The 22681-nt window shown below is 68.4% G+C and carries 22 protein-coding genes; 14 read left to right on the forward strand and 8 right to left on the reverse strand.

The window, feature by feature from the left end:
- The first annotated feature begins 20 nt into the window (after positions 1 to 20).
- From L1081_RS18555 to L1081_RS18575, 5 genes are all read left to right on the forward strand, one after another.
- Complete coding sequence (locus L1081_RS18555) at positions 21 to 395, forward strand: translation initiation factor Sui1 (RefSeq protein ID WP_489413492.1); 375 nt, start codon at positions 21 to 23, stop codon at positions 393 to 395.
- Positions 396 to 401: 6 nt separating this feature from the next.
- Positions 402 to 635, forward strand: coding sequence for a putative quorum-sensing-regulated virulence factor (locus L1081_RS18560; protein WP_489413493.1), 234 nt, complete (start codon positions 402 to 404; stop codon positions 633 to 635).
- Positions 636 to 815: 180 nt separating this feature from the next.
- Positions 816 to 1232 carry an RNA-binding regulator gene (gene rbp / locus L1081_RS18565; RefSeq protein WP_319428772.1) on the forward strand — a complete coding sequence of 139 codons (417 nt, stop codon included), beginning with the start codon at positions 816 to 818 and terminating at the stop codon, positions 1230 to 1232.
- Positions 1233 to 1427: 195 nt separating this feature from the next.
- Positions 1428 to 1916 carry a tripartite tricarboxylate transporter TctB family protein gene (locus tag L1081_RS18570; RefSeq protein ID WP_124958416.1) on the forward strand — a complete coding sequence of 163 codons (489 nt, stop codon included), beginning with the start codon at positions 1428 to 1430 and terminating at the stop codon, positions 1914 to 1916.
- Between the two features lie 13 nt (positions 1917 to 1929).
- On the forward strand, positions 1930 to 3441 hold the full coding sequence (locus tag L1081_RS18575) for a tripartite tricarboxylate transporter permease (protein WP_319428768.1): 1512 nt from the start codon (positions 1930 to 1932) through the stop codon (positions 3439 to 3441).
- 398 nt (positions 3442 to 3839) lie between these two features.
- Here L1081_RS18575 and chrA read toward each other — a convergent pair whose 3' ends face one another.
- Together chrA and L1081_RS18585 are read right to left on the reverse strand one after the other, a co-directional pair.
- Positions 3840 to 5186, reverse strand: a complete 1347-nt coding sequence (gene chrA, locus L1081_RS18580; RefSeq protein ID WP_489413494.1) for a chromate efflux transporter — start codon at positions 5184 to 5186, stop codon at positions 3840 to 3842.
- 22 nt (positions 5187 to 5208) lie between these two features.
- Positions 5209 to 5967, reverse strand: coding sequence for a TSUP family transporter (locus tag L1081_RS18585; RefSeq protein ID WP_489413495.1), 759 nt, complete (start codon positions 5965 to 5967; stop codon positions 5209 to 5211).
- Positions 5968 to 6374: 407 nt separating this feature from the next.
- Here L1081_RS18585 and L1081_RS18590 point away from each other — a divergent pair, with 407 nt between their 5' ends.
- Complete coding sequence (locus L1081_RS18590; protein WP_489413496.1) at positions 6375 to 6674, forward strand: hypothetical protein; 300 nt, start codon at positions 6375 to 6377, stop codon at positions 6672 to 6674.
- 4 nt (positions 6675 to 6678) lie between these two features.
- Here the strand turns inward: L1081_RS18590 and L1081_RS18595 are convergent, their stop codons facing one another.
- The 4 genes from L1081_RS18595 to amaB all read right to left on the reverse strand — a co-directional run bounded on the left by L1081_RS18595 (position 6679) and on the right by amaB (position 12288).
- Entirely contained in the window at positions 6679 to 8352 is a 1674-nt protein-coding gene (locus tag L1081_RS18595; RefSeq protein ID WP_489413497.1) for a thiamine pyrophosphate-dependent enzyme, read from the reverse strand.
- Between the two features lie 160 nt (positions 8353 to 8512).
- Positions 8513 to 9754 (reverse strand): aminotransferase class I/II-fold pyridoxal phosphate-dependent enzyme, encoded by a 1242-nt coding sequence (locus L1081_RS18600; protein WP_489413498.1) that lies wholly within the window; start codon positions 9752 to 9754, stop codon positions 8513 to 8515.
- Complete coding sequence (locus L1081_RS18605) at positions 9751 to 10656, reverse strand: transporter substrate-binding domain-containing protein (protein WP_489413499.1); 906 nt, start codon at positions 10654 to 10656, stop codon at positions 9751 to 9753. The genes L1081_RS18600 and L1081_RS18605 overlap by 4 nt, the downstream gene beginning before the upstream one ends.
- Positions 10657 to 10749: 93 nt before the next feature.
- The gene (amaB, locus tag L1081_RS18610) at positions 10750 to 12288 is read right to left on the reverse strand and encodes an L-piperidine-6-carboxylate dehydrogenase (RefSeq protein ID WP_489413500.1); all 1539 of its coding nucleotides are present in this window, start codon (positions 12286 to 12288) and stop codon (positions 10750 to 10752) included.
- A gap of 217 nt (positions 12289 to 12505) precedes the next feature.
- Between amaB and L1081_RS18615 the strand changes: the two genes are divergently transcribed.
- A complete protein-coding gene (locus tag L1081_RS18615) occupies positions 12506 to 13006 on the forward strand; it encodes a hypothetical protein (protein ID WP_489413501.1) in 501 nt (166 codons plus the stop codon).
- A gap of 21 nt (positions 13007 to 13027) precedes the next feature.
- On the opposite strand, the gene L1081_RS18620 is transcribed toward L1081_RS18615, so the two are convergent.
- Positions 13028 to 13885, reverse strand: coding sequence for an IclR family transcriptional regulator domain-containing protein (locus L1081_RS18620; RefSeq protein ID WP_489413502.1), 858 nt, complete (start codon positions 13883 to 13885; stop codon positions 13028 to 13030).
- A gap of 205 nt (positions 13886 to 14090) precedes the next feature.
- On the opposite strand from L1081_RS18620, the gene L1081_RS18625 reads away from it, so the two are divergent.
- The 7 genes from L1081_RS18625 (at position 14091) to L1081_RS18655 (ending at position 20822) form a co-directional block, all read left to right on the forward strand.
- A complete protein-coding gene (locus L1081_RS18625) occupies positions 14091 to 15161 on the forward strand; it encodes an ATP-binding cassette domain-containing protein (RefSeq protein WP_489413503.1) in 1071 nt (356 codons plus the stop codon).
- Positions 15158 to 16009, forward strand: a complete 852-nt coding sequence (locus tag L1081_RS18630) for an ABC transporter permease subunit (protein ID WP_489413504.1) — start codon at positions 15158 to 15160, stop codon at positions 16007 to 16009. Before L1081_RS18625 ends, L1081_RS18630 begins: the two co-directional genes overlap by 4 nt.
- An 87-nt stretch (positions 16010 to 16096) precedes the next feature.
- Complete coding sequence (locus L1081_RS18635; RefSeq protein WP_489413505.1) at positions 16097 to 16891, forward strand: ABC transporter permease subunit; 795 nt, start codon at positions 16097 to 16099, stop codon at positions 16889 to 16891.
- Positions 16892 to 17197, forward strand: coding sequence for a (2Fe-2S)-binding protein (locus L1081_RS18640; RefSeq protein WP_478079557.1), 306 nt, complete (start codon positions 16892 to 16894; stop codon positions 17195 to 17197). It begins immediately after the preceding gene.
- Positions 17194 to 18609, forward strand: coding sequence for an FAD-dependent oxidoreductase (locus L1081_RS18645; RefSeq protein WP_489413506.1), 1416 nt, complete (start codon positions 17194 to 17196; stop codon positions 18607 to 18609). The genes L1081_RS18640 and L1081_RS18645 overlap by 4 nt, the downstream gene beginning before the upstream one ends.
- Positions 18606 to 19736 (forward strand): FAD-dependent oxidoreductase, encoded by a 1131-nt coding sequence (locus L1081_RS18650; protein ID WP_489413507.1) that lies wholly within the window; start codon positions 18606 to 18608, stop codon positions 19734 to 19736. Before L1081_RS18645 ends, L1081_RS18650 begins: the two co-directional genes overlap by 4 nt.
- Before the next feature lie 12 nt (positions 19737 to 19748).
- Positions 19749 to 20822, forward strand: coding sequence for an extracellular solute-binding protein (locus L1081_RS18655; protein ID WP_489413508.1), 1074 nt, complete (start codon positions 19749 to 19751; stop codon positions 20820 to 20822).
- A gap of 116 nt (positions 20823 to 20938) precedes the next feature.
- Here L1081_RS18655 and L1081_RS18660 read toward each other — a convergent pair whose 3' ends face one another.
- Positions 20939 to 22567: a GMC family oxidoreductase N-terminal domain-containing protein gene (locus L1081_RS18660; RefSeq protein WP_489413509.1), complete on the reverse strand. Its 1629-nt coding sequence runs from the start codon at positions 22565 to 22567 to the stop codon at positions 20939 to 20941.
- Positions 22568 to 22681: the final 114 nt, after the last annotated feature.

Consider the following 22681-nt stretch of genomic DNA (forward strand, 5'->3'; position numbering starts at 1 on the left):
AAGACGAAAAGATCGATCGAATGGCAACGATGAAAAGCAATCCGGCCAGCGCGCTGGTGTACTCCACCGAGGCGGGCGGCCGCATGTGCCCCGACTGCGGCGCGCCGATGGCGCAGTGCCGCTGCAGGGAAATCAAGGCGCGCGCGCCGGCCACCGACGGCATTGTGCGTGTATCGCACGAGACCAAGGGCCGCAAAGGCAAGGGCGTGACCGTGGTCAAGGGCCTCGCGCTCGACGCCGCGGCACTCGCGGCCATGGGCAGGCAGCTCAAGACGGCCTGCGGCTCGGGCGGCACGGTGAAGGACGGCATCATCGAGATCCAGGGCGACCACCGCGAACTGGTGATTGCCGCGCTTTCGAAGCAGGGCCACACCGTCAAGCGCGCGGGAGGCTGAATTTCAATGAAACCCGAAGACCTGCAGCGCCTCGTCACGCTCCAAATGCCCTTCGGCAAGCACAAGGGCACGCTGATTGCCGATTTGCCCGGGAATTATCTGAATTGGTTCGCACGCGAGGGTTTTCCCGCGGGCGAAATTGGCCGGCTGCTCCATTTGATGCATGAAATAGACCACAACGGGCTCTCCGGCCTGCTCCAACCGTTGCGAAACCGCCCGTCAGGGCGTGATGTTTCGTAATAAGCGCGGATTTCGGCACGCTTTTCCCAGATCGGATTGATAATCCAGCCTACGTGTCTGTGAGCTTGCTCCCGTGCACGTAATTCGGTGATCGGTCAGTTTCGCGCCACAGCGCATTTGTTTGTTGTGATTCTGGGACTCCATCGCTTTGTCTTGTTGGTTTGAATTAGGAGTCCCTCAATGGGCAAGAAACTCTACGTAGGCAACCTCGCCTACTCCGTGCGTGACAACGACCTGGAACAGGCTTTCGGCGAGTTCGGCTCGATCGTCAGCGCCAAGGTCATGATGGAACGCGACACCGGTCGCTCCAAGGGCTTCGGTTTCGTGGAAATGGGCACCGACGCTGAAGCGCTGGCAGCCGTTGAAGCCATGAACGGCCATTCGCTCCAGGGCCGCGCCCTGACCGTGAACGAAGCACGTCCGATGGAAGCTCGTCCCCCCCGTACCGGTGGTGGCGGCGGCTACGGCGGCGGCGCTGGTGGTGGCGGCTACGGCGGTGGTGGTGGCGGCGGCGGCTACGGTGGCGGCGGCGGCGGTGGCCGCAGCGGTGGTGGCGGTGGCTACGGCGGCGGCGGCGGTGGTCGCGGCGGCTACTAAGCCCTTCCCCCGAGACCTCGCTCTCAAATGAAAAAGCTCCTTCGGGAGCTTTTTTCGTTTCTGCCCTGCTCTTGGCACCTGCTTGCGCAAGGCCCGCGGGAGAACCCTTGTACGCATTTGTCCTTACCGGGCCGGTCAGCCAACGGTCAGCCCTGGGCGACGACCCTCACCCGTCCAATCAAGAGGGTCGAGACAATGCGTATCAAGAGTCAGGCTGACTTCTTTTCGGGAGTCATGTTCACAGCCGTGGGCGGCGCCTTCGCCATCGGTGCCACCACCTACAACATCGGCGACGGTGCCCGCATGGGCCCCGGCTACTTCCCGCTCATGCTGGGCATCCTGCTGGCCGTGCTCGGGGCGCTCATCATGTTCCAGGCGATGGTGGTCGAGACCGCGGGCGGCGACCCGATCGGCAAATGGGCCTGGAAGCCGCTGGCCTTCGTGCTCGGCGCCAACCTGGCGTTCGGCGTGCTGCTCGGGGGCCTGCCGAGCATCGGCCTGCCCGCCATGGGAATGATCGTCGCGATCTATGCGCTCACCATCATCTCGAGCATGGCCGGCCAGCATTTCAAGCTGCGCGACGTGCTGGTGCTGTCCACCATCCTGGCGGCCGGCAGCTACGTGGCCTTCATCTGGGCGCTCAAGCTGCAGATCCAGGTCTGGCCTACTTTCATTTCGGGTTGAGGAGCACACCGCCATGGAACTGTTCCACAACCTCGCGACCGGCTTCGGCGTCGCCTTCACCTTCACCAACCTGCTGTACTGCCTGGTCGGCTGCATCCTGGGCACGCTGATCGGCGTGCTGCCGGGCATCGGCCCGGTCGCGACCATCGCGATGCTGCTGCCCGCCACGTACGCGCTGCCGCCCGTGTCGGCGCTGATCATGCTGGCCGGCATCTACTACGGCGCGCAGTACGGCGGTTCGACCACCGCGATCCTGGTGAACCTGCCCGGGGAGTCGTCCTCGGTGGTCACCTGCATCGACGGCTACCAGATGGCAAGGCAGGGCCGCGCGGGCCCCGCGCTGGCCGCTGCGGGCCTGGGCTCGTTCTTTGCCGGCTGCGTTGGCACGCTGATCCTGGCGGCCTTCGCACCGCCGCTGACCGAGCTGGCGTTCAAGTTCGGCCCGGCCGAATACTTCTCGCTGATGACCCTGGGCCTGATCGGCGCGGTGGTGCTGGCCTCGGGCTCGCTGCTCAAGGCGGTGGCGATGATCGTGCTGGGCCTCCTGCTCGGTATCGTCGGCACCGACGTCAATTCGGGCGTGGCGCGCTTCAGCTTCGACATTCCGGAGCTCACAGACGGCATCGGCTTCGTGGTGATTGCCATGGGCGTGTTCGGCTACGGCGAAATCATCGGCAACCTCTCGCAGCCCGACGACGAGCGCGAGGTGTTCACGCACAAGGTCAGGGGCCTGTGGCCCACCAAGGATGACTTCAAGCGCATGACGCCCGCGGTGCTGCGCGGCACGGCGCTGGGCTCGGCGCTCGGCATCCTGCCCGGCGGCGGCGCGCTGCTGGCGGCCTTCGCGGCCTACGCACTGGAGAAGAAGATCAAGATGCGCCCCGGCGAAGTGCCCTTCGGCAAGGGCAACATCCGAGGCGTGGCATCGCCCGAGTCGGCCAACAACGCCGGCGCGCAGACCTCCTTCATCCCGCTGCTCACGCTGGGCATTCCGCCCAACGCGGTGATGGCGCTGATGGTGGGCGCAATGACCATCCACAACATCCAGCCCGGCCCGCAGGTGATGACCAGCAACCCCGAGCTGTTCTGGGGCCTGATCGCCTCGATGTGGATCGGCAACGCGATGCTGATCGTGCTGAACCTGCCGCTGATCGGCATGTGGATCAAGCTCTTGACGGTGCCCTACAAGTTCCTGTTCCCGGCGATCGTGCTGTTCTGCGCGATTGGCGTGTACTCGACCAACAACAACACCTTCGACGTGTGGATGGTCGCGATCTTCGGCTTCATCGGCTACCTGTTCCTGAAGCTCAAGACCGAGCCGGCGCCGCTGCTGCTGGGCTTCATCCTCGGGCCGATGATGGAAGAGAACCTGCGGCGCGCGCTGCTGCTGTCGCGCGGCACGTGGAGCGTGTTCGTCACGCGGCCGCTGTCGGCGGGCCTGCTGGTGGCCGCGGCGCTGCTGCTCGGCATCGTGCTGCTGCCTTCCATCAAGGCAAAACGCGAAGAAGCCTTCGTCGAAGAATAAAATCCACCCCCGTCCCTCGCTCACTTCGTGTAGCTCGACTCCCCCCTCAAGGGGGCAACACCAGCGGCCCGGCAAAGCCGGTTCCGCGGTGTTCCTGGCCCACCCCCGAAGCGGCTCACTTCGTGCAGCCGCCTCCCCCTCAAGGGGGCAACACCAGCGGCCCGGCAAAGCCGGTTCCGCGGTGTTCCTGGCCCACCCCCGAAGCGGCTCACTTCGTACAGCCGCCTCCCCCTCAAGGGGGCAACACCAGCGGCCCGGCAAAGCCGGTTCCGCGGTGTTCCTGGCCCACCCCCGAAGCGGCTCACTTCGTGCAGCCGCCTCCCCCTCAAGGGGGCAACACCAGCGGCCCGGCAAGGCCGGTTCCGCGGTGTTCCTGGCCTCGACTCCGCTTGCGGCGGTCAGCGCGCAAGCAGTTGCCAGGCCATCCCTGCGAGCGCGGAGGCGAGCACCACAGGGATCACGCCGGCCTTGAAGCGGAAGAGCGCGATGGCCGCGAGGACGCCGATGACGGCGGAGGGGATCTCGAAGGGCCCGGACAGGCCCGCGGGCCAGAGCACGTGGTAGGCGAAGAAGACCGCCAGGTTGACGATCACGCCGACCACGGCCGCGGTGATGGCGGTCAGCGGGGCGGTGAACTTCAGGTTGCCGTGGGTCGATTCGATGAAGGGGCCGCCCAGCAGGATGAACAGGAACGACGGCAGGAAGGTGAAGAAGGTCACCACCGCCGCCGCCGCCGCACCCGCCGCGAACAGCGCCTGCGGGCCGAACAGCGCCTGCCCCCAGCCGCCGACGAAGCCCACGAACGACACCACCATGATCAGCGGTCCGGGCGTGGTTTCCCCGAGCGCCAGGCCGTCGATCATCTGCGTGGCGCTGAGCCAGTGGTAGTGGTCGACCGCGCCCTGGAACACATAAGGCAGCACCGCGTACGCGCCGCCGAAGGTCAAGAGCGCCGCCTTGGTGAAGAACCACGCCATCTGCGTGAGCGCGCCGTTCCACCCATACATCGCCGTGAGTGCGCCAAGGGCGCCGAGCCACAGCGCAAAAAACACCGCCAGCACGCGCGCAAAACGGCCCCAGCCGAAAAGCGCGTGCACCGGCGTCGGTGTGTGGTCGTCGATCAGCGCCGGCCCGGCCGATGCCGCGGCACTGCCGTGCCCGCCGCCCACCGCAAAGTACGCCGGCGCGAACCGGCTGCCGAAGTAGCCGATGGCCCCGGCGGCCAGCACGATCAGCGGGAACGGCAGGCGCAGCGCGAAGATCGCCACGAAGGCCGCCACGGCAATGGCCCAGAGCCATGCGTTCTTGAGCACCCGGGAGCCGATGCGCCAGGCGGCGAACAGCACGATGGCCGTCACCGCGGGCTTCACGCCATAGAGCAGGCCCGCCACGGCCGGCACGTGGCCGTAGGCCATGTAGGCCCACGACAGGCCGATCAGGATGAAGAGCGACGGCAGCACGAAGAGCACGCCCGCCGCGATGCCGCCCCAGGTGCGGTGCATGAGCCAGCCAATGTAGGTGGCCAGCTGCTGGGCTTCGGGCCCGGGCAGCAGCATGCAGTAGTTCAGCGCATGCAGGAAGCGCTTCTCCGAGATCCAGCGCCGGCGCTCGACCAGTTCCTGGTGCATCAGCGCGATCTGCCCGGCCGGCCCGCCGAAGCTGATGAAGCCGAGCTTGAGCCAGTAGGCGAAGGCCTGCCAGAAGCTGACGGGTGCGGGAGGTTCGACAGGCTCTGGTGGCGGCATGCAGGAGGACTTTCGGGACTTGCTATTTCAGGAATGCGTCATAGGCGGTCTTCAGGATCAGCGCGCTCACCACGACGATGAACACCAACCGCACGAAACCGGCCCCGTGCTTCAGCGCAACACGCGTGCCCAGCAGGCTGCCGGCCACGTTGGCCACCGCCATCACCAGCCCATAGTGCCACCAGACGTGCCCCTTGAGCGCGAGCAGCAGCAGGGCCGCGGCGTTGGTGAGCGTGTTGATGATCTTGGCCGAGGCCGAGGCGTTCAGGAAGTCGTAGCCCATCCAGCGCACGAACAGGAAGACCAGGAAGCTGCCCGCGCCGGGGCCGAAGAAACCATCGTAGAACCCGATCGACAGCCCGATGGCGCAGGCCGCCAGCGTTTCGGCCCGGCCGCTGAAGCGCGGGACATGGTTGCGGCCCAGGTCCTTGCGCGCGAGCGTGTAGAGCAGCACGCCCAGAAGCACGACGGGCAGCGCGCGGCGCAGGAAGTCGCCAGGAAACACGGTCACGCCCCAGGCGCCCAGCATCGAGCCCACGAAACCGAGCAGCGCGGCCGGCCACAGGGCGCCCCAGCGCATCTGGACGCGCTGGCTGAACTGGGCGGCCGCGGCCGCCGTGCCCCAAATGGACGCGCTCTTGTTGGTGCCCAGCAAGGTGGCCGGCGGCGCGCCCGGAAAGACGGCAAAGAGCGCCGGCACGAGGATCAGTCCTCCGCCGCCCACGATCGAATCGACAAAACCCGCGAGCAGCGAGGCGCCCGTCACCACCAGCATTTCCATGGCGGGATTGTCGCACCCGGATTGCTATCAAAAAAGGAGCTTCAACCAGAAGCGGGGCGGGAGCGAGAGCCTTCTTCGGCCGGAAGAAAATGCCGCGACGGGAGGGTTGCGGCAGGCAAAAAAAAGACGCCGACCAGCGGCGCCTTTCAAGTTCAGCACGGCTTCTCGATCGGAAGCCTTGAAGAATTTTTGTTGTAGACCGAATTTGTCTCCTCGGACCCTCGGCAGTACGAGCTGGGCCCGTTCGCGAGTGGGCAGACTTTAGGCGGTGCACCGCCCCAGTGCATTGGGAATTACCCGCTTTGCCTTACCTCTGGGGGGCGGTTCGCAAACCAAAGTGTTTCGGACCGTTAACCACATGGCATGACTTGTGCACGCAAGCGCTTGATCCATCCATGGAGACCGCCATGTCCATGTCCGAAAGCGAACGCATTGCGCTGGCCGCGCGCCTGCACGTGGCGCTCAGGCGAAAGCACGGGCGCGTGACCGACACCGAATGGATGGCCACCAATGCCGACTACGCCGCGGAGATCGTGCGCATGACGCGCGCGCATGCGGTCGAGACCAAGGACGAAGACCTGTACCTGCTCGCCACCCGGCTGGAGCAGGCCATGGAGCCGCTGGCGCGCGCCGCGCGGCTGGCGGCGCGTGCGCCCGACGGCCACCTGCCGAACCCGCTGCCGCGCTATGCGGACGGGCTGGGCTGATTCTTCAGCGCGCCGCGAGAGCGGCCTTGCGGATCGACTGCAGCGTGCTGGCCGGCGTGATGGCTTCGGGATCGAGCAGGCAATGCAGGATCGCGGGCTTGCCGCTGGCACGCGCCCGCGCCAGCGCGGGGCCGAATTCCTCGGTGCTGGTTACGCGCTCGCCGTGGCCGCCGAACACCTCGGCATAGCCGCGGAAGTCGGGGTTCTTCAGCTGCGTGGCGCTCACGCGGCCCGGGTAGTGCTTTTCCTGGTGCATGCGGATGGTGCCGTACATGGCGTTGTCGAGCAGCACCACGAGGATCGGCAGGCCGTACTGCACCGCGGTGGCGAACTCCTGGCCGTGCATCATGAAATCGCCATCGCCCGCGAACACCACCACCTCGCGCTGCGGCCAGAGGCGCTTGGCGCCCACGCCGGCCGGCAGGCCGTAGCCCATCGATCCGCTGGTGGGTGCCAGCTGGCTCGCGAACGCGCGGAACGGCCAGAAGCGGTGCACCCAGGTTGCGAAGTTGCCCGCGCCGTTGCAGAAGATGGTGTCGGCCGGCAGCACCTCGCGCAGGTGCTGCATGACCTCGCCCATCTGCAGCGGGCCCGGAATGCGGATCAGCGCCGGATCGCTCCAGCGCAGGAAGTCCTCGCGCGCGGCCTTCGTCTCGGCCTGCCAGGCGGGCGGCGCGGCCGGGCGCAGCGCGGACACGGCCTCGGCGAAGGCCTGCGGCGTGGCGTGGATGCCCTGGGCCGGGCGATAGAGCTTGCCGAGCTCGTCGGCATCGGCGTGCACATGCACCAGCGCCTGCTTCGGCTTCGGGATGGCGAGCAGCTCATAGCCCTGCGACGGCACTTCCGACAGGCGCCCGCCCACCAGCAACACGAGATCGGCATTGCGGATGCGCTCGAGCATGCGCGGATTCGCGCCCAGGCCCAGGTCGCCCGCGTAGCAGGGATGCTCGGCCGACAGCAGCATCTGGCGGCGGAACGAGCAGTACACCGGCAGCGAGAACGCCTTGGCGAAAGCCGCGAACTGCTGCGTGGCGGCCTCCGACCAGCGGCTGCCGCCCAGGATGGCGACCGGCCGCTCGGCCTGCGACAGGCGCTGCTGCAACTCAGCGATCTGCGCCGCGCCCGGATGGGTCTCGACCACCGCATAGGGCTGCGCATCGGCCACCGTGGCGGCTTCGGTCAGCATGTCCTCGGGCAGCGCAATCACCACCGGCCCGGGCCGGCCCGAGGTGGCGACATGGAAGGCGCGCGAGACCAGCTCGGGCACGCGGGCGGGGTCATCGATCTGCACCACCCACTTGGCCATGGTGCCGAACACCGCGCCGTAGTCCAGCTCCTGGAAAGCTTCGCGGCCCAGCGCCTCGCGCGCCACCTGGCCCACGAACAGCAGGAGCGGCGTCGAATCCTGGTGCGCGATGTGCACGCCGGCCGCCGCGTTGGTGGCGCCCGGGCCGCGCGTGACGAAGCAGACGCCGGGCCGGCCCGTGAGCTTGCCCTGCGCCTCGGCCATCATCGTGGCGCCGCCTTCCTGGCGGCACACGGTCACGTCGATGGATGCATCGTGCAGCGCATCGAGCACGGCCAGAAAGCTTTCGCCGGGCACGCAGAACAACTGCTTGACGCCGTGGGTGAGGAGCTGGTCGACCAGGATCTGGCCGCCGGTGCGGGGAGAAGTCATGTGCACTCCGAAGGATGGCTGTGGATATGGGTATTCGCTCCTTCCCCTCCCGGGGGAAGGCTGGGATGGGGGCAAGCGGCGCTGACCAGGTCGCGGGCGATGGATACGCCGCCTGCCCCCAACCCTGCCCTCCCCCGGAAGGGGAGGGAGAAATGCGAGGTCATTCGAGAGCTTCGCATGCCGCGGCAATGCGTGCACACGCCTCCTCGAGCTGCACCATCGACGTGGCATACGAAATGCGGAAATACGGCGCCAGCCCGAACACGCTGCCCGGCACCACCGCCACTTCGAAATCCTGCAGCAGGTAGTTGCAGAAGTCGCTGTCGGTCTGCAGCAGCGCGCCGCCGCGGGTGCGCCGGCCGAGCACGCCCGCGCAGCTGGCAAACGTATAGAAAGCGCCCTCGGGCATGCGGCAATGCAGGCCCGGTGCGCGGTTCAGTGCGGCCACCACGAAGTCGCGCCGTGCCTGGAAGTCGTCGCGCCGCTCGGCCACGATGTCTTGCGGCCCGGTGAGCGCCTCGATCGCGGCGGCCTGGCTCACCGACGACGGGCACGAGGTCGACTGGCTCTGCACCACCGCCATGGCCGCGATCAGCGCGCGCGGCCCTGCCCCGTAGCCCACGCGCCAGCCGGTCATCGCGTAGGCCTTGGATACGCCGTTCACGGTGAGCGTGCGCTCGCGCAGCCGCGGCTCCACGGCCGCGGGTGTGGCGAAGGCGAGGCCGTCGTAGAGGATGTGTTCGTAGATGTCGTCCACCAGCACCCACACCGCGGGATGCCGCAGCAGCACCTCGCACAGCGGCGCGAGCTGCGCCGCGCTGTAGGCCGCGCCGCTCGGGTTCGACGGCGAATTCAAAAAGAGCCAGCGCGTGCGCGGCGTGATGGCGGCCTCGAGCTGCGCGGCATCGAGCCTGAAGCCGTTGGCCTCGCCGCAGGGCACGCTCGCCGGCACGCCGCCGCAGATCTGCACGATGTCGGCGTAGGAGGTCCAGTACGGTGCGGGCAGGATCACCTCGTCGCCCGGGTTCAGGCTGGCCATCAGCGCGTTGAAGGTCACCTGCTTGGCGCCCGCGCCCACGCTGATCTCGTCCAACGCAAAGTCCAGCGCGTTGTCGCGCCTGAACTTGAGCTGCACCGCGGCCTTCATGGCCGGGCTGCCGTCGAGCACGGTGTAGCGCGTGTCGCCTCGCTCCATGGCGCGGGCCGCGGCGGCGCGGATGTGCTCGGGCGTGTCGAAGTCCGGTTCGCCCGCGCCCAGCACGATCACCGGCCGGCCGGCCCGCTTGAGCGCGTTGGCATGGTCGGTGATGCGCAGGATTTCCGACACGCCGATGGCGCGCACGCGCTGCGCGGGCTCGAATGCGGAAGCCGAAAGCGCGGGATCGAGAACGGCGGATGTCACTTCGCGTAGGCCTCCAGCGGCTTGTCGTTGGGTTCGGCAATGAGCTGCTTCAGCGCCGCGCTCATCGGCAGGTTCAGGCTGGTGTTCTTCGGTGGAATCGGCGCGACGAACCACCTGGTGTAGATCTTCTCGAGCTCGCCGCTCTTCATGAGGCGGCGCAGCGCGTCGTCCACCGCGGCCTTGAAGGCCGGGTCGTCCTTGCGGAACAGCAGCGCAATGGGCTCGGAGCCGAGCGCATCGCCGACGATGCGGTAGGCCGACGGGTTCTTCGCGTTCGCGATGATGCCCGCGAGCAGGTTGTCGTCGAGCACGAAGGCATCGGCGCGGCCCGACTCCATCAGCAGGAAGCTCTCGAGGTGGTCCTTGCCGAGCATCGTGGTGATGGTGGTGTTCTGCGCGCGCTCGCGCTTGCGCAGCAGCTGCACAGCGGTGGTGCCGGTGGAGGCCGACACGGTGCGGCCCGCCAGCTGGTCGAGCGAGCTGATGCCCGAATCCACGCGCGTGGCCATGCGCACCTCGCTCACGTAGGTGGTGAGCGCGAACGCCACCTGCTGCTGGCGCGCGGTGTTGTTGGTGGTCGGGCCGCAGCCGATGTCGAGCGTGCCGTTCTGCACCAGCGGGATGGTGTTCTGCGCGGTCACGGCCATGTATTCGAGCTTGGCCTGCGGCGCGATGTCCTTGAGCACGCGCTCGCACAGCTCGACGTGGTAGCCCACGTATTTGTCGTTCGCGCCCAGCATGTAGGCCATGGGCGGCGAGGCTTCGCGCACGCCCAGCACCGCGCGGCCGCTGCTCCTGATCTTGTCGAGCGTGCCGCCGGCCGGCGCCTGCTGCGCGGCGGCGCCGAATGCGAGCGCGAGCAGCGCTGCGGCGGTGGCGAGGGTCTTCAATCGCATCTTCATTTTCTCTGTCTCCTGGTTGTTTTTCTTGGGCACGACCATCGCCCGGCCGCTGCAGCGAAACGCCGCGCGGCAGGAACGCGAAGGCCGGGGCGATCAGTCGCCGATGTCGAAGGTCACGCCTTGAGCCAAGGGCAACGCCGTCGAGTAGTTGATGGTGTTGGTGGCGCGGCGCATGTACGCCTTCCAGCTGTCGGAGCCGGCTTCGCGGCCGCCGCCCGTTTCCTTCTCGCCGCCGAAGGCGCCGCCGATCTCGGCGCCGCTCGGGCCGATGTTGACGTTGGCAATGCCGCAGTCCGAGCCCGCGCTCGACAGGAAGCGCTCGGCCTCGCGCACGTTGAGCGTGAAGATCGAGGACGACAGGCCCGCGCCCACCGCGTTGTGCCATTCGATGGCGTCGTCCAGCGAGCTGTAGCGCACCACATAAAGAATCGGTGCGAAGGTTTCGCGCAGCGCCGGGCCGTCGTGCGACTTCAGTTCGACCAGCGCCGGGCGCACATAGAAGGCCTCTTTCGTGCCGATGCCCTCCACGCGCTGGCCGCCATGTACCGTGGCGCCGATCTCGCGGCTTTCGCCCAGCGCCTTCTGCATGCCGTCGAAGGCGGCGCGGTCGATCAGCGGACCGACCAGCGTGCCGGCCTCGCGCGGATCGCCCACCTGCACGTTGCCGTATACCTTGGCGAGCTTGGGCACCAGCGCGTCGTACACGCTGTCGTGCACGAACAGCCGGCGCAGCGTGGTGCAGCGCTGGCCGGCCGTGCCCATGGCCGAGAACGCGATGGCGCGCAGCGTGAGGTCGAGGTCGGCCGAGGGCGTGACGATGGCGGCGTTGTTGCCGCCGAGTTCGAGAATGGCGCGTGCGAAGCGCGCGGCCAGCTTCGGGCCCACCTGCCGGCCCATCGCGGTCGAGCCGGTGGCCGAGAGAATCGGCACGCGGTGGTCGTCGACCAGCACTTCGCCGATGTCGCGCTGGCCCAGCAGCAGGCCGAGCAGGCCTTCGGGCGCATCGCCGAAACGCGCAATGGCGCGCTGCGCAATGGCATGCACGGCCAGCGCGGTGAGCGGCGTTTTTTCGGACGGCTTCCACACCACCGAATCGCCGCACACCAGCGCCAGCGCCGCGTTCCACGACCACACGGCCACCGGAAAGTTGAAGGCCGAGATCACACCGCACACGCCCAGCGGATGCCAGGTTTCCATCATGCGGTGCTCGGCACGTTCGGTGGCGAGCGTGAGGCCGTAGAGCTGGCGCGAGAGGCCGACCGCGAAGTCGCAGATGTCGATCATCTCCTGCACCTCGCCTGCGCCTTCGGACGGAATCTTGCCGGCCTCGAGCGTGACGAGGCGGCCGAGGTCTGCCTTGGCCGCGCGCAGCTCCTCGCCCAGCAGGCGCACCAGTTCGCCGCGGCGCGGCGCGGGCACGCTGCGCCAGGCCTTGAAAGCCTCGTGCGCCTGGCCGATGGCCGCGGCCGCTTCCGTGGCGCTGGTCTGCCGCACTTGCGCGACCACCTCGCCGGTGACCGGCGAGCGCACCGTCAGCTCGCCGCCGGTGTGGGCGCCGCGGGGCACGCCCAGGCGCTGCAGCAGCTGTTCGACTTCGGTGGCGAGGGAGAGAGGGGCTTGGGCTTCGGACATGAGCGCGCTCCGGCAAGGAGGAGGAAGGACGGAAGGGGCGGGAAACCCGGCCAATATCAGCGAATCCCGCGCGCTTGCCTAGTGAAAAAACGGAAGGACCTGATGCGTTTGGGGAATGAACTGCTCTTTCGCCCAGCGTGCAACGGGCTGCGCGCCTACGCGCGAGCCGCCGCCCGGCACCGAAGATTCCACCCCCACGCGCAACCACCCTGCCGCCATGAAAGTGATCCATTCCCTCTACGCCGCGATCCACGCGCTGATGGCGCTGGCCTTCGCCGCTGCATCGCTCGTGCTGGTCGTGATTGCGGCGCGCGCCGGCTGGGGCGCGGTCATGCGGGGCCTGGACCTTCCGGCGGCCGAGGCGGTCATCGAGGCGGTGGGGCTGCTGGCGGCCGGGGTCGTGGCGCTGCAGATTTCCCAGACGGTGCTGGAAGAGGAAGTGGTCCGCGACGCGCACATCGGCGCGCCGACGCGGGTGCGCAGGTTCCTCTCGCGGTTCATGGTGGTGATCGTGGTCGCCGTTGCGGTCGAAGGGCTGGTCGCGACCTTCAAGGCGCGCGAGGCGCCCGAACTGATGCTGCATGCCGCCGCCATGCTCGGCGCCGTGGGGCTGCTGATGGCAGGCTGGGGCCTCTTCATCCGCCTCAACCGCTATGCCGAGGAGCTGGAACCCGAGGCCATGGCAGAAGCCAAGAGCGAAGACAGGAAGCTGAAATGAATCCGGCCGGCGCCGCCGCGCCTATGCGGGGCCCGGCGCGTCGGGCAATGGGATCTTCTGCCCCGCCGGCGAACCCGCCAGGCTCTGCGCCGGCCGCCGCAAGGTCGCGTCGAAGGGATTGATCTTCGGCCCGATGGCCGCTGCCTCGCGCTTGAGCAGTTCGACCACCGTGGGCATGCGGTCGGCATTGAGCCGGTCGGCGATGGTGCCCACGCTGAGCGCGGCCACCGCGCGGCCCTCGCGGTCGAGGATGGGCACGGCGACGCCAGCCATGCCTTCGAGCAGGCCGGTGTTGCGCCCCGCATAGCCGGCCTGGCGCACGCGCTCGATCTCGGTGCGCAGATACACCTCGTCGTACACGCCGTACTCGCGCACGCGCGAGAGATTGAAGCGGATCACCTCCTCGCGCTCCGCCTCCGGCAAAAAGGCGAGGATCGCGAGCGCGCCCTGCCCCACGCCCAACGCGATGCGCCCGCCGATGTCGCCCGTGAACGAGCGGATCGGGAACGGCCCTTCGCTGCGGTCGAGGCAGATCGCATCGAAGCCGCTGCGCGCCAAGAGAAAGATGCTGTCGCCCAGGCTCGCGCACAGGCGCAGCAGCACCGGGCGGCAGATGGAGCGCAGGTCGCCGGGGTTGCCGGCGCTGGCCGCGAGCGCGAAGAAATCGATGCTCAGCCGGTAGAGCTTGCTGTGCTCGTCCTGCTCGACCATGCCTTCGGCCATGAGCGACTGCAGCAGGCGGTGCGTGGTGGCCTGCGTGAGGCCCACGGACCGTGCGATCTGGGTCACTCGCCCGCCCTCGGCCTGCACCGCGCCGAGCGCGCGGATCACCGAAAAGACACGCGGCACGCCGCCGCTGGCTGCCGAAGGGGTTTCCATGCCTTGCTCCTGTGGAATTCCTGAGTTCGATTCTTCACACTATATTCCATTGAACGGAATAAATTCGATAAAAATTCTGTTTAATGGAATACCCGAGGCGTTCTGGCGCGATCGTTGCAATAGAGTGAATTGAAAGTTCTCTCTTTGTCCGCGGCGTGCACCAAGGTGCTGCATGCCATCAAGACCCCCGCAGAAAGGCCCTTCCATGTCGTTCCTACGGCTCACCGACCTGACCAAGTTCTACGGCGCCACGCGCGCCGTGTCGGCCATGAACCTCACGGTGGAGAAGGGCGAGTTCGTCTCGCTGCTCGGCCCCTCGGGCTGCGGCAAGACCACCACGCTGCAGATGATCGCGGGCTTCGAGGCGGTGTCGAGCGGGCGCATCGAGCTCGCGGGCAAGGACATCACGCATGCCAAGGCCAACACGCGCGGCCTGGGCATCGTGTTCCAGACCTATGCGCTGTTCCCGCACATGACGGTGGCCGACAACGTGAGCTTCGGCCTGGAGATGCGCAAGATGCCCAAGGCCGAGCGCGCTGAACGGGTGAAGCAGGCGCTCGCGCTGGTGCACCTGGAAGCGCATGCCGCGCGCTACCCGCGCGAGCTCTCGGGCGGCCAGCGCCAGCGCGTGGCACTGGCCCGCGCGCTCGTCATCGAGCCGCCGGTGCTGCTGCTGGACGAACCGCTCTCCAACCTGGACGCCAAGCTGCGCGAGGAGATGCAGTTCGAGCTGCGCCAGATCCAGCGCAAGGTGGGCACCACCACGGTGATGGTCACGCACGACCAGAGCGAGGCCATGTCGATCAGCGACCGCGTGGTGGTGATGGAAGGCGGCTGCGCCACGCAGATCGACCATCCGCACCGCGTGTACGAGCATCCGAGCACGCGCTTCATTTCCACCTTCGTGGGCAAGGCCAACCTGCTGAACGGGCGCGTCACGGCCAGCGGAGCGCGCAGCTGCCATGTGGCGGTGGGCGCGCTCGCGGTCGAGGTCGACGACACCGGCTACATGCCAGGCGATGCGGTGCTGATGAGCGTGCGCCCCGAAAAGCTGCAGCTGGTGGAGGCCGGCCGCGGTCGGCTCGATGGCCAGGTGCTGGAGCGCTTCTTCCTCGGCAGCCAGTGGCTCTATCGCCTGGGCACGCCCGCCGGCGACCTGATGGTGCTGAGCCCCAACGACGGCCGCGACGCGCTCGGCGAAGGCCATGCCGCCGGCATCGACTGGCCTGCGCATTGCACGCGGCTGCTGCCGGCCGGCGAGGCGGTGGCGGCATGAAGGGCAAGGCCACGCCCTGGTGGCTGTCGGGGCCCGCGCTGCTGCTGTTCGCGGCCCTGCTGGTGGTGCCGCTCGCGCTCACCGCGGTGTTGTCGTTCAACGTCTACGACCCGGCCACCGGTCCGAAGGCCGGCGAGTTCACGCTCGCGCACTACGCGCAGGTGTTCACCGACTCGTACTACCACGGCATCTTCTGGCGCACCTTCTGGATCTCGGGCCTCGTCACGCTGATCTGCGTGCTGGTCGGCGCGCCAGAGGCCTATGTTCTGAGTCGCATGCGCAACCCCTGGCGCTCGGTGCTGCTGCTGGTGGTGCTGGCGCCGCTGCTGGTGTCGGTGGTGGTGCGCGCCTTCGGCTGGAGCATGCTGCTCGGGCCCGAAGGCGCGGTGAACGGGCTGCTGCGGCTGGTGGGCATCGGGCCGGTGAAGATGCTCTACACCGAGACCGCGGTGATCGTCGCGCTGGTCCACGTGATGCTGCCCTTCATGGTGATTCCGGTCTGGACCTCGCTGCAGAAGCTCGACGCGGGCGTGGAGAACGCCGCGCTCTCGCTCAGGGCCTCGCCCTTCACCACGCTCAGGCGCATCGTGCTGCCGCAGGTGATGCCGGGCATTCTCTCGGGCAGCCTGATCGTGTTCGGCCTGGCCGCGAGCTCGTTCGCGATTCCGGGGCTGCTCGGTGGGCGCCGCTTGAAGATGGTCGCGACGGTGGTGTACGACGAGTACCTGCACGAACTCAACTGGCCGCTCGGCGCCGCCGTCGCGCTGGTTCTGCTGGTGGCCAACCTCATCGTGATGTTGAGCTACAACCGCCTCGTCGAGGGCCGCTACAAGAAAGCGCTCGGGTGATATGACCCCCACGCTCCATCACTTCGTGTATTCGCTGCCCCCCGAGGGGGCGCAGGCCTCCCTTGGGGCGGCCCGGCGGGAGGCCTCATGACCAAGAACGGCCCCCTCGCCCTGGCGTTCAACGCGCTCGTCATCACCTTCATGCTGGCGCCGCTCGTGGTGGTGTGCGTCGTCGCGTTCACGCCCGAGAACACGCTGACGATTCCCACCACGCACTTCTCGCTGCGCTGGTTCAAGGCGGTGTTCGCGCATCCGGACTTCATGCAGTCGTTCTGGAACAGCCTGTGGCTCGCGCTGGCCTCGGCCACCATCGCCACGCTGCTCGCGGTGCCGGCGGGCATGGCGATCACGCGCTACGCGTTTCCGGGGCGCGACTTCCTCAACGGCCTGTTCCTCTCGCCGCTGATCATTCCGCACCTGGTGCTGGGCGTGGCCCTGCTGCGCCTGTTCGCGCTGGTGGGCGGCACGGGCAGCTTCGGCTGGCTGGTGATGGCGCATGCGCTGATCGTCACACCCTACACGCTGCGGCTCGTGGTGGCCGCGCTGGTGGGCTTCGACCGCAGCGCCGAGCAGGCCGCGCTCTCGCTGGGCGCGAGCCAGGCCACGGTGTTCCGGCGCATCACGCTGCCGATGATCCTGCCGGGCGTCACGGGCGGCTGGCTGCTGTCCTTCATCAACAGCTTCGACGAAGTGACGATGTCGATCTTCGTCACCTCGCCCAGCACGGTGACGCTGCCGGTGCGCATGTACATGTATGCCACCGAGTCGATCGATCCGCTGATGGCGGCGGTGTCGGCGCTGATGGTGGCGGTGACGGCCATCGCCATGGTGGTGCTCGACCGCGTCTACGGGCTGGACCGCGTGCTGGTGGGGCGCCGATAGATGAGCTTGCCAAAGCTTCAACCGCTGCTGCATCGCGTGGCCGAGACCGGCCGCGCCGCGGTGCCCTTCACGCTCGACGGCCAGCCCGCCTCCGCCCTCGTGGGCGACACCGTGCTGACCGCGGTGCTCACGCAGGCCGCCCAGTTGCGGCGCAACGAATTCAGCGGCGCCCCGCGCGCGGGCTTCTGCATGATGGGCGCCTGCCAGGATTGCTGGATCGCCACCGAGCAGGGCGAGCGCCTGCGCGCCTGCTCCACCTTCATCGCGCCGGGCATGGCGCTGGTCACCGGAAGGAGCGGCGCATGACGGCTTCTCCTGCCGCATTGCGGCCGGTGATCGTGGGCGCCGGGCCGGCCGGCGTGCGCGCCGCACAGGCACTGGTGGCGCACGGCCTGCGGCCGGTGGTGATCGACGAGGCGTCGCGCGCCGGCGGGCAGATCTACCGGCGGCCGCCCGCGAGCCTGGCCCAGCGCAGCGCGCAGGCGCTCTATGGCTTCGAAGCCGGCCGCGCCGATGCGGTGCATGCCGCCTTCGATTCCTTGCGCGAGCGCATCGATTACCGTCCCGACAGCCTGGTGTGGAATGCGCAAGGCGGCCGGCTCGACGTGCTGCATGGCCCGACGCGCAGCACGTCGAACCTTTCGTACCGCCAGCTGATCGTTGCCACCGGCGCCACCGACCGCGTGCTGCCGGTGCCGGGCTGGACACTGCCCGGCGTCTACACGCTGGGCGGCGCGCAGGTGGCGCTCAAGTTCCAGGGCTGCGCCATCGGCGAGCGCGTGGTGTTCATGGGCACCGGCCCGCTGCTCTATCTGGTGGCGTATCAGTACGCCAAGGCCGGCGCGAAGGTGGCCGCGGTGCTCGACACCGCGCGCCTCGCCGACCAGTTGGCCGCCACGCCCGCGATGCTGCGGCAGCCCGCCGTATTCGCGAAGGGCGTGTACTACGTGGCCTGGCTGCGCGCGCACGGCGTGGCGCTGCACAGCGGCGTGCGGCCCTTGCGCGTGCTCGGCGATGCCCAGGAGAGCCGGGTGGCCGGCGTCGCGTGGCACGACGGCCGCGAAGAACGCGCGCTGGCCTGCGATGCCGTCGGCTTCGGCTACGCGCTGCGCTCCGAAACGCAATTGGCCGACCTGCTGGGCTGCCGTTTCGAATTCGCGCCGCTGCACCGCGCCCATCTGCCGGTGCGCGATGCGGCCGGCCGCTCCAGCGTGCGCGGCGTGTACCTTGCGGGCGACGGCGCCGGCATCATGGGTGCCGATGCGGCCGAATGGGCCGGCGAACGCGCGGCGCTCGCGCTGCTGGCTGACAACGGCGTGGCGGTCGATGCGATGCGCGCCACCGAACTCGAACGCAAGCTCTACAAGCTCGGCGGATTCCGGGAAGGGCTCGAACGCGCCTTCCCCGTGCCGCAGGACTGGGCCGCGCATGCGCCCGACGAACTCGTGGTCTGCCGCTGCGAAAACATCACGGCCGGCACCTTGCGCCAGACCGTCGCCGCCGCCGGCGCCGACGAGATGAACCGCCTGAAGGCGCTGTCGCGCATCGGCATGGGTCGCTGCCAGGGCCGCATGTGCGGCGCAGCGGCGGCGGAGATCCTCGCGCATGCCACGGGGCTGCCGCTGCGGCAGGTGGGCCGGTTGCGCGGGCAGGCGCCCATCAAGCCGATTCCGATCCGCCTGGCCGCCGCGCCATCCGCCGAAGGAGCCGGCGAATGAGCGGGCGCCAGACATTGCGCACCGACGTAGCGATCGTCGGCGGCGGCATCGTCGGCGCGTCCGCCGCGCTGGCCTTGCGGCAGATGGGCATCGGCGTGGTGCTGCTGGAGCGCGACCTGTGCGGCTCGCGTTCGAGCGGCGTGAACTACGGCGGCGTGCGGCGCCAGGGCCGTCCGATCGACCAGTTGCCGCTGGCGCAGCGCGCGCACCGCATCTGGGGCCGCCTGCGCGAAACCATCGGCACCGACGGCGAGTACCTGCGCTCGGGCCACTTCAAGATCGCGCGCAGCGAGGCCGACATGGCGTCGCTGGAACGCTACCGTGCGCAAAGCCGCGACTTCGACCTGGGCCTCGAGCTGATCTCCGATGCCCGCCTGCGCGAGCGCTGTCCCTGGCTCGGCGCGCGCGCCGTCGGCGGCTCGCTGTGCGCGGAAGACGGGCAGGCCAATCCGCGGCTGGTGTCGCCGGCCTTCGCGCTCGCGGCGCAGCGCGCGGGCGCGCAGGTCTTCGAGCGCCACAAGGTCGACGAGGTGGCGCATGACGGCCAGGCGTTCATGCTGCGCTCGGGCAATGCGCTCGAAGTGCATGCGCCGGCGCTGCTCAACTGCGCGGGCGCCTGGGCCGGTTCGATCGCCACGGAGTTCGGCGAAGAGGTGCCGCTGCAATCGGGCCATCCCGCGATGGCAGTGACAGAGCCGCTGCCCTTCTTCATGGACTGGAGCCTCGGCGTGGAGGGCGGCGGCATCTACTGCCGCCAGGTGGCGCGCGGCAACCTCGTGCTGGGCGGCGGCGGCAAGGGCATCGCGCTCGATGCCGACCGCGCCCGCTCTGACCGCGACGCCATCGCCTCGCTCTCCGCCCAGGCCGTCGAGCTGCTGCCCGCGCTGCGCCATGCGCATTTCATCCGCACCTGGAGCGGCACCGAAGGCTACCTGCCCGACCGCCAGCCGGTGCTCGGGCCGAGCCGCACCACGCCCGGCCTGTTCCATGGCTTCGGCTTTTCGGGCGCGGGCTTCCAGGTCGGCCCCGCTGCCGGCGAAGTGCTGGCCGAACTCGTGCGCGACGGCCGCAGCAGCACGCCGATCGAGAGCTTCTCGATCGAACGCTTCACCCCCACCCCACCCTGAAAGGAAAACACCATGTCCCGTTTCCGGAAGACTTCCTTCTTCTCTCTTCGCCGGACCATGCTCGGTGCGGCGGCGGTGGCCGCGCTCGCGGCCGGCGGCGCGGCCGGCGCGCAGACCAAGACGCTCTACATCGGCATGAACGGCGGCACCATGGAGAAGGCGTACACGCAGTACGTGTTCCCGGCCTTCGAGAAGCTCTACGGCGCCAAGGTGGTGGTGGTGCCGGGCACCTCGTCCGACATCCTCGCGAAGGCGCAGGCCAACAAGGACCGCCCGCAGATGCACGTGATGTTCCTGGACGACGGCATCATGGTGCGCGCCATCGGCATGGGCCTGTGCCAGAAGCAGCGTACCAACCCGTCGCTCAGCGAAATCTACCCGGCGGCGCGCTTCAAGGACGACATGGCCAGCGGCGTGAGCCTGGGCATGACGGGCCTGGCCTACAACGCGAAGATGTTCAAGGAAAAGGGCTGGGCGCCGCCCACCTCGTGGATGGACCTGGCCGACCCCAAGTACAAGGGCAAGGTAGTCTTCCAGTCGATGTCCTCATCGTCCTTCGGGCTGCACGGCTTCCTGATGTTCAACCGCATCCAGGGCGGCAATGACAAGAACGTGGAGCCCGGCTTCAAGGCCTGGCCCACCACCATCGGCCCGAACGTGCTGGAGTACATCCCGAGCTCGGCCAAGCTGTCGGAGATGGTGCAGACCGGCGAGGCCGCCATCTTCCCGCTCACGCCCACCGCGGTGGCCGCGCTCAAGACCAAGGGCATTCCGGTGGAATACGCGCCGCCGAAGGAAGGCGCGGTGGTGCTGATGGTGGGCCAGTGCGTGATCGCGAACAACAGCGAGCCCGAGCTGTCGCAAAAGCTCGCCGAGTTCCTGCTGAGCCCGCTGGCCCAGGCCAACGTGCTTCAGTACGGCGCGCAGATCCCGACCAACCCCAAGGCGCCGGCCGTGGGCGACGGTGTGCAGCAGGTGGCCGATATCAACAAGTGGATGAAGACGGCGGTCACGATCGACTGGGACAGCATCAATGCCAATCGGCCCGCGTGGAACGCGCGGTGGAACAAGACGATCGAGAAATAGGCTCACCCCCAGTCTGCGCGCACTTCGTGTCGCTTCGCCCACCCCCTTCCGGGGGCGACGCCAGCGGCCCGGCAAAGCCGGTTCCGCGGCATCCCACGAAAACGCAGGGCACAAACTCAGCGGTTGTCTTCGAGAATCCACCCCGCGGCCTTCTCGGCCATCATCAACGTCGGGCTGTTGGTATTGCCGCTGGTGATGGTCGGCATCGCGCCCGCATCGACCACGCGCAGTCCCTGCACGCCGCGCACGCGCAGCTTCGAATCGAGCACCGCCATCGGGTCGCCGTCGGCACCCATCTTCGTGGTGCCGACCGGATGGAAGATGGTGGTCGCGATGTCGCCGGCCAGGCGCGCCAGGTCCTCGTCGCTCTGGTATTGAACGCCGGGCTTCCATTCCTCGGGCTTGTACTTGGCGAGCGCCGGCTGCGAGGCGATGCGGCGCGTCACGCGCAGCGAATCGGCCGCCACCTTGCGGTCTTCGTCGGTGCTCAGGTAGTTGGGCGCGATCGCGGGCGCATCCTGGAAGCGCGGACTCTTGATGCGCACGGTGCCGCGGCTCGTGGGGTTGAGGTTGCACACGCTCGCGGTAAAGGCCGGAAAGCTGTGCAGCGGATCGCCGAAGGCATCGAGCGACAGCGGCTGCACGTGGTATTCGAGATTCGGCCACTCATGCTCGGGCGAGCTGCGCGTGAAGGCGCCCAGCTGCGACGGCGCCATGCTCATCGGCCCGCTGCGCTTCATCAGGTATTCGAGGCCGATCTTCGCCTTGCCGTACATCGAGGAGGCCAGCACGTTGAGCGTGGGCGCACCGTTGATCTTGTAGACCGCGCGGATCTGCAGGTGGTCCTGCAGGTTGGCGCCGACGCCGGGCGCGTCGACCACCACCTCGATGCCGTGCTGGCGCAGCAGCTCGGCCGGGCCGATGCCCGAGAGCTGCAGGATCTGCGGCGAGCCGATGCTGCCGGCGCACAGCACCACCTCGCGAGTGGCATGGGCGGTGACCATCTCGTGGCCGTCCCACACCTGCACCCCGGTGCAGCGCCGGCTGCCGTCGGCCTGGGTCTCGATGATCAGCTTGGTCACATGCGCGTTGACCCACATCTCGAAGTTGGGCCGGCCATAGCAGACCGGCCGCAGGAAGGCCTTGGCGGTGTTCCAGCGCCAGCCGTTCTTCTGGTTGACCTGGAAGTAGCCGACGCCTTCGTTGCTGCCGCGGTTGAAGTCGGTGCTGTGCGGCACGCCGGCCTGCACCGCGGCCTCGGCAAAGGCGTCGAGGATGTCCCAGCGCAGGCGCTGCTTCTCCACGCGCCATTCGCCGCCGGCGCCGTGCAGCTCGTCGGCGCCGAGGTAGTAGTCCTCGTGCTTCTTGAAGTCGGGCAGCACGTTCTGCCAGCGCCAGGCGTCGTCGCCCGTGAGCTGCGCCCACCGGTCGTAGTCGCGCGACTGGCCGCGCATGTAGATCATGCCGTTGATGCTGGAGCAGCCGCCCAGCGTCTTGCCGCGCGGATAGCGCAGCACGCGGCCGTTGAGGCCGGCGTCGGGCTCGGTGCTGTAGAGCCAGTCGGTGCGCGGATTGCCGATGCAGTAGAGGTAGCCCACCGGAATGTGGATCCAGTGGTAGTCGTCCTTGCGGCCGGCTTCGATCAGCAGCGTGCGCTGCTGCGATTTGCGGGTCAGCCGGTTGCACATCAATGCGCCGGCCGTGCCGCCGCCGATGACGATGTAGTCGAATGTGTTGTCGCTCATGGCGCTGGCTTGTCTCCGGGGGTCAACGGTATTTCTTGTGCTCATGGGCCCGGTGAGGGCTTCGGCGGGCAGTTTCTCTCAAGCCATGCGCAAAAAGCCAATGATTTCGCAGCG

The organism is Variovorax sp. MSC1_012 (genome assembly GCF_023667525.1).
GTDB lineage: Bacteria > Pseudomonadota > Gammaproteobacteria > Burkholderiales > Burkholderiaceae_C > Variovorax > Variovorax beijingensis_B.

What these genes read in the sequence shown, in the direction of transcription:
- L1081_RS18625 (WP_489413503.1), top strand. Translation starts at nt 14,091, where the DNA reads ATGTCGTTCCTACGGCTCACCGACCTGACCAAGTTCTACGGCGCCACG.
- L1081_RS18615 (WP_489413501.1), top strand. Translation starts at nt 12,506, where the DNA reads ATGAAAGTGATCCATTCCCTCTACGCCGCGATCCACGCGCTGATGGCG.
- L1081_RS18585 (WP_489413495.1), bottom strand. Translation starts at nt 5,967, where the DNA reads ATGGAAATGCTGGTGGTGACGGGCGCCTCGCTGCTCGCGGGTTTTGTC.
- chrA (WP_489413494.1), bottom strand. Translation starts at nt 5,186, where the DNA reads ATGCCGCCACCAGAGCCTGTCGAACCTCCCGCACCCGTCAGCTTCTGG.
- L1081_RS18575 (WP_319428768.1), top strand. Translation starts at nt 1,930, where the DNA reads ATGGAACTGTTCCACAACCTCGCGACCGGCTTCGGCGTCGCCTTCACC.
- L1081_RS18645 (WP_489413506.1), top strand. Translation starts at nt 17,194, where the DNA reads ATGACGGCTTCTCCTGCCGCATTGCGGCCGGTGATCGTGGGCGCCGGG.
- L1081_RS18590 (WP_489413496.1), top strand. Translation starts at nt 6,375, where the DNA reads ATGTCCATGTCCGAAAGCGAACGCATTGCGCTGGCCGCGCGCCTGCAC.
- L1081_RS18660 (WP_489413509.1), bottom strand. Translation starts at nt 22,567, where the DNA reads ATGAGCGACAACACATTCGACTACATCGTCATCGGCGGCGGCACGGCC.
- L1081_RS18655 (WP_489413508.1), top strand. Translation starts at nt 19,749, where the DNA reads ATGTCCCGTTTCCGGAAGACTTCCTTCTTCTCTCTTCGCCGGACCATG.
- L1081_RS18620 (WP_489413502.1), bottom strand. Translation starts at nt 13,885, where the DNA reads ATGGAAACCCCTTCGGCAGCCAGCGGCGGCGTGCCGCGTGTCTTTTCG.
- amaB (WP_489413500.1), bottom strand. Translation starts at nt 12,288, where the DNA reads ATGTCCGAAGCCCAAGCCCCTCTCTCCCTCGCCACCGAAGTCGAACAG.
- L1081_RS18560 (WP_489413493.1), top strand. Translation starts at nt 402, where the DNA reads ATGAAACCCGAAGACCTGCAGCGCCTCGTCACGCTCCAAATGCCCTTC.
- L1081_RS18630 (WP_489413504.1), top strand. Translation starts at nt 15,158, where the DNA reads ATGAAGGGCAAGGCCACGCCCTGGTGGCTGTCGGGGCCCGCGCTGCTG.
- L1081_RS18605 (WP_489413499.1), bottom strand. Translation starts at nt 10,656, where the DNA reads ATGAAGATGCGATTGAAGACCCTCGCCACCGCCGCAGCGCTGCTCGCG.
- L1081_RS18635 (WP_489413505.1), top strand. Translation starts at nt 16,097, where the DNA reads ATGACCAAGAACGGCCCCCTCGCCCTGGCGTTCAACGCGCTCGTCATC.
- L1081_RS18595 (WP_489413497.1), bottom strand. Translation starts at nt 8,352, where the DNA reads ATGACTTCTCCCCGCACCGGCGGCCAGATCCTGGTCGACCAGCTCCTC.
- L1081_RS18650 (WP_489413507.1), top strand. Translation starts at nt 18,606, where the DNA reads ATGAGCGGGCGCCAGACATTGCGCACCGACGTAGCGATCGTCGGCGGC.
- L1081_RS18570 (WP_124958416.1), top strand. Translation starts at nt 1,428, where the DNA reads ATGCGTATCAAGAGTCAGGCTGACTTCTTTTCGGGAGTCATGTTCACA.
- L1081_RS18555 (WP_489413492.1), top strand. Translation starts at nt 21, where the DNA reads ATGGCAACGATGAAAAGCAATCCGGCCAGCGCGCTGGTGTACTCCACC.
- L1081_RS18640 (WP_478079557.1), top strand. Translation starts at nt 16,892, where the DNA reads ATGAGCTTGCCAAAGCTTCAACCGCTGCTGCATCGCGTGGCCGAGACC.
- rbp (WP_319428772.1), top strand. Translation starts at nt 816, where the DNA reads ATGGGCAAGAAACTCTACGTAGGCAACCTCGCCTACTCCGTGCGTGAC.